The sequence below is a fragment of the Candidatus Neomarinimicrobiota bacterium genome (genome assembly GCA_034716895.1).
Classification (GTDB): Bacteria; Fidelibacterota; UBA8477; order UBA8477; family JABMPR01; genus JABMPR01.
In genome coordinates this window covers 1-3,868 of sequence record JAYEKW010000070.1, presented here as the reverse complement: position 1 = coordinate 3,868, position 3,868 = coordinate 1, and the positions used below count along the sequence as shown (strand labels likewise).

General features: G+C 43.3%; 4 protein-coding genes and 1 tRNA gene. All 5 read left to right on the top strand.

Annotated features, from left to right (window positions below; all coding sequences use genetic code 11):
- Positions 1–678: FlgD immunoglobulin-like domain containing protein (locus U9Q77_04860; protein MEA3286686.1), on the top strand; the 678-nt coding region annotated here is incomplete at its 5' end.
- A gap of 90 nt (positions 679–768) precedes the next feature.
- Positions 769–837: transfer RNA gene (locus tag U9Q77_04855), tRNA-Phe, on the top strand.
- Positions 838–1,035: 198 nt separating this feature from the next.
- Positions 1,036–1,359: a type II toxin-antitoxin system RelE/ParE family toxin gene (locus U9Q77_04850; GenBank protein MEA3286685.1), complete on the top strand. Its 324-nt coding sequence runs from the start codon at positions 1,036–1,038 to the stop codon at positions 1,357–1,359.
- A complete protein-coding gene (locus U9Q77_04845) occupies positions 1,356–1,646 on the top strand; it encodes a helix-turn-helix transcriptional regulator (GenBank protein ID MEA3286684.1) in 291 nt (96 codons plus the stop codon). Before U9Q77_04850 ends, U9Q77_04845 begins: the two co-directional genes overlap by 4 nt.
- Before the next feature lie 718 nt (positions 1,647–2,364).
- Positions 2,365–3,868, top strand: a 1,504-nt coding sequence (locus U9Q77_04840) for a GLUG motif-containing protein (GenBank protein ID MEA3286683.1), incomplete at its 3' end; no start/stop codon positions are given.

The window sequence follows — 3,868 nt, the reverse complement described above, 5'->3', positions numbered from 1 at the left end:
ACATTGACCGGTATTGACGGTTTTTCCTACTGGACAGCGGCGCCAACGGGATCGGATGCTTCCCTCCCCGTCGAACTCTCCTCATGGACAGCTGTTTCCAAAGCAGGACAAGTGCTATTGACCTGGACTACGGATTCAGAAATAGAAAATCTCGGTTTTATCATTGAGCAAAAGAACGCTCGAGGTAACTGGAATGAGATTGCCTCATTTAGCAACAATAAGTCACTTCATGGCCAAGGCTCGACCACATTGGCAACTGAATATCAGTATACAGACAAAGATGTTCAGGTGGGACAAAGTTATACCTATCGCTTGAGTGATGTAGACTATCATGGTAAAGTAACAAAACATGCTAAACTGTCAGTAACGGTAAAAGCCAAAGATGAATCCATACTGATTGATCAGTTTACTTTAGCGCCTGCTTTCCCCAACCCGTTTAATCCCAGTACAACAATCCGCTATGGCTTACCAGAGAGCTCAGATGTTACGCTTCGGATCTATGATGTCACAGGTAGAGAAGTACTGACCATGACCAACACACATCAATCAGCCGGCTGGTACACACAGCAGTGGAACGGCATTGACAATTCTGGTAACAAAGTTAGCACTGGAATGTACTTCGCACACTTGCAAGCTGGTGGTAACTCACAGGTGATTAAGCTGGTGTACTTGCAATAGATTTCAACGTGGTTCAAGCAAGGCCCTGACCTCAAAATCCAGAGTCTTTTAAAAAGTTGTGACGATTTGGTGACTCGTCCCTGTAAGTCGCGCTGCACAGGACGAAGCAAGGTACTGAAAATCCCCGTGTCGGCGGTTCAATTCCGTCCCTGGCCACCACATAATTCCCTTGTATTTCATAGACTTACGAGGGTTTTTTGTTTCTAAGCCACATTCAAGTTTTCTAGCGAGTAATGGACAATAGTGGACAAATCGACCATACAATAGTACTTTTTTCGCAACTTTTACTATCAATTGACCAATTTTGGTGAAGCATTTTCTTCTTGTCGCTGTTATCATATATGATAACTTGCATCTATGGAATGGCAAATATCATTTTACAACCAAAAGGTAGAAGCAGAAACATTGTCATTCCCAGCAGGAATACTGGCCAACTTCTTACACATAGCAGAAATGATTGAAGAATTTGGTCCTGCGCTAGGAGCACCTTATACCAAATCTATGGGCGAAGGGCTTTTTGAGATTAGAGCCAAAGGCAAAGAAGGAATCGGGAGATCATTCTTTTGTATGGTCAAGCGAAAAGAGGTTATTATTCTACATTCATTTATAAAAAAATCCCAAAAGACCCCAACGAAAGAATTGAAACTAGCCCGCAAAAGATTAAAAGAGGTGAAATCATGAGACCATCATTGAAGAATTTTAAAAAGAAGGCTTTAGCTAACCCTGAAGTTGAACAAGAATATTTGGATCTTGCACCTGCCTATGCCTTGCGGAAACAATTGATTGAAATCCGAAAGAACGCTGGGCTCACTCAAGAAGAATTGGCCGAGATATTACATACTAACAAAAGCAACATCTCAAGGCTTGAAAATGTGAATTCAAAAATATCTCCTACACTCTCGACTATTGAGGAGTATGCCAAGGCAGTTGGGTATAAACTACAACTTCAATTTGTGCCACAACACTAGGCATCAACTTCTCCTCCATCTACCCAAGATTTTAGTTGTTCTCAAAAGTAGTGACGATTTAGTGACTCATCCCCGTAAGTGACTGATACATAGAACAAAGCAAGGTACTGAAAATCCCCGTGCCTGTCACGGCGAAACCGAGAACAACGAGGTGTAGACGGATCGGCGGTTCACTACCTGCGCTCTACGAGCTTCGGCAGTTAAAAATTCCGCTTGTTCCAACTGAGTGAAACCGAATGTCGGGATCCCTGCCTGCCCGGCGTAGTCTGCAAGACGTAGACGGGGCCACTCCCCGAAACCCCTTAAGAATCAACCACTTTAGGGGTTTTCTTTTATCACTTACTTTCATATCATTTTGATATAACAATGGGCTATTTTGGTACATTTTGGTATATCAATGGCACATATAGCGCACACACATTTTAAGTGATTCATTTAAGCTACCCTATTCCATCCACTCGCCCGTGCTTCAGATACTTTTGAATCTCCATTAGTTGAGTCCTCAAGCAAGGCTGAAGTTCTATTTCGTCCTTGCTCCGTGGGTTGTGAGATTCTCGTTTCAAGAAATTGCATAGTGTGTTTAGAATCAACCTGAAGGGGCAACAGCTTTATATGTTGGATGCTAAGAAACTGTCTCTTATTTTTTAAGCTGAATTATCCAATTTACTTTGGGGACTTACAGTTAGACCAATAAGAGAAAACAAATGAGTGGGGAAAAATGAAAAACACAAAATCAGTTTTAGGATTTATGCTGATAATGTTATTGGAATTGAGTACAGGTTTGATGGCACAAACCTACAGTGGCGGCAGTGGCACTGAGGGTGCCCCATATCAGATTGCGAATAAGGCAGATTTGAAATATTTATCAGAGAATTCAGGGGAATGGTCGAAGCATTTTATCCAAACGGCAGATATCACATTCGATGATGCCGATTTCCAAAGCGGGGGAGATTTTTATAATAGTGGCTACGGCTTTTCACCCATTGGGGATAATTCAACATTTTTCCACGGCAGCTATGATGGAGATGGACATACCATTGATAATCTCTACATCAACCCCTCCAAAGCAAATATTGGTGGCTTGTTCGGATTCGCATATGGTACCACAATTAACAACCTTGGTGTCACCAATGTGAATATTACAGGGCAATCTTATGTCGGCGGCCTGGTGGGGTATATTCGTGATAATTCCGAAGTCAGCAACAGTTACAGCACGGGCAGTGTTACTGGTAGTGGAGATTATGTCGGCGGCCTGGTGGGGTATAATTATGGTAATTCCACCGTCAGCAACAGCTACAGCACGGGCAGCGTTACCGGTGATGATTTTGTCGGCGGCCTGGTGGGGTGGAATTATTGGGCTTCCACCGTCGAAAACAGTTACAGCACGGGCAGTGTTACTGGTAGTGGAGATTATGTCGGCGGCCTGGTGGGGAGCAATACATATAATTCCACCGTTAGCAACATTTACAGCACGGGCAGCGTTAGTGGTACCTCTTCAGTCGGCGGCCTGGTGGGGTATAATAATAATTCCACCGTCAGCAATTCCTTCTGGGACACCGAAACCTCCGGGCAATCATCCAGCGACGGCGGCACCGGTAAAACCACAGCTCAAATGAAAACGCTGGCAACCTTTACTGCCGCAGGTTGGAATATTATCGAAAGCTATAATACGAGCTACACTTGGAATATGGAAAGCGGTATAAATAGCGGATATCCCTATTTGAGTTGGGCGAAAGCTGTAGATTCTTCCCTCCCCGTCGAACTCTCCTCATGGATAGCGACGTCTAAAGCAGGACAAGTGCTATTGACCTGGATCACAGATTCAGAAATAGAAAATCTCGGTTTTATCATTGAGCGAAAGAACGCTCGAGGTAACTGGAATGAGATTGCCTCATTTAGCAACCATGAGTCACTTCATGGCCAAGGCTCGACCACATTGGTAACTGAATATCAGTATAGGGACAAAGATGTCCAGGTGGGACAAAGTTATACCTATCGCTTGAGTGATGTAGACTATCATGGTAAAGTAACAAAACATGCTGAACTGTCAGTAACGGTAAAAGTTGATGATAATACCATGCTGGCCGATCAGTTTATATTGCATTCGGCATTTCCTAACCCGTTTAATCCAAGCGTTACGGTTCGATATGAACTACCGAAAGTATCAGATGTATCAATTACCATATATGACATGTTTGGCAGAAATATTTGGAACTTAAACG